The following is an 826-nucleotide window of genomic DNA, read 5'->3' as shown; positions in this document are numbered from 1 at the left end:
ACCAGCCGAAGTCCTCAACGAGGTACTCTCAACGCCGCCAAAAACAACAGGCGTTGCGACGACCGCGTGAATCCGCCTCCCGATTCCGGTACCGAAGTGCGCCGCCGATCGGTGCGGGCCAGCGCGCCGCGCAGCTCCGGCGGCAGCAGGCCACGGCGTGCGTCGGCGGCCGCTCCGCCGGCTGGATCCAGCCCCATCTGGCCGATCCGCTCGTCCAGCGCGCGCACCACGGCGTCGTGGAGCGGACCGTGGGTGTGCTCGAGCTGCCAGAGCAGCTCCTGCAGGACGGCGATGCGGCGTAGGTCGTCGCGGCTGAGCCGGGCCCGCGGCGTGACCGTCCCGTCGCGGGTGAGCACGGAGTCGGCTCCGAAGCTGCTCGGGTCGAGATCGTGCAGCAGCGCGGCGGTCACACCGCCGGCGACCTCCGCCGCGATGTCCGCGGTGCTCGCGGCGGTGCTCAGCGCGATGGAGATCGTCCGTCCGTCCCGGGTCGCGACCACTGGCCGCCGCGGCCCGGCGGCGCCGATGGTGAGCACCAGGGCGATCGGTCGCCGGCCCGGCAGCCACACCCTCGCATGGTCGGCGGCGACGAGCTCGAAGTGGCCGTGCAGCCGCGCGGTCGCGCGCCGAGCGGCACCGACGGCCGAGGGGACGGCGTCCTGCCCGGCCGAGGGGACGGCGTCCTGCCCCGCCCTGGGGACCTGCTGGACGGTGCCGGGCTCCGCAGGTATCCGGGGCGTGCGGGGTGCTGGAGCGGTGCCGCCTGCCGGAGCCGTGCTCGGTGCCGGCCGCGGCGGCGGCACGTCGTGCGCGCGTGGATCGTCCG

1 protein-coding gene is annotated in these 826 nt (G+C 75.7%); it reads right to left on the bottom strand.

Annotated features, from left to right (window positions below; translation table 11 throughout):
- Positions 1-14 precede the first annotated feature (14 nt).
- On the bottom strand, positions 15-826 hold an 812-nt coding region (locus F8A92_RS18790), incomplete at its 5' end, for a hypothetical protein (protein WP_228389582.1).

It is taken from the genome of Cumulibacter manganitolerans (assembly GCF_009602465.1).
GTDB lineage: Bacteria > Actinomycetota > Actinomycetes > Mycobacteriales > Antricoccaceae > Cumulibacter > Cumulibacter manganitolerans.
This window is presented reverse-complemented; position numbering and strand designations above follow the sequence as displayed.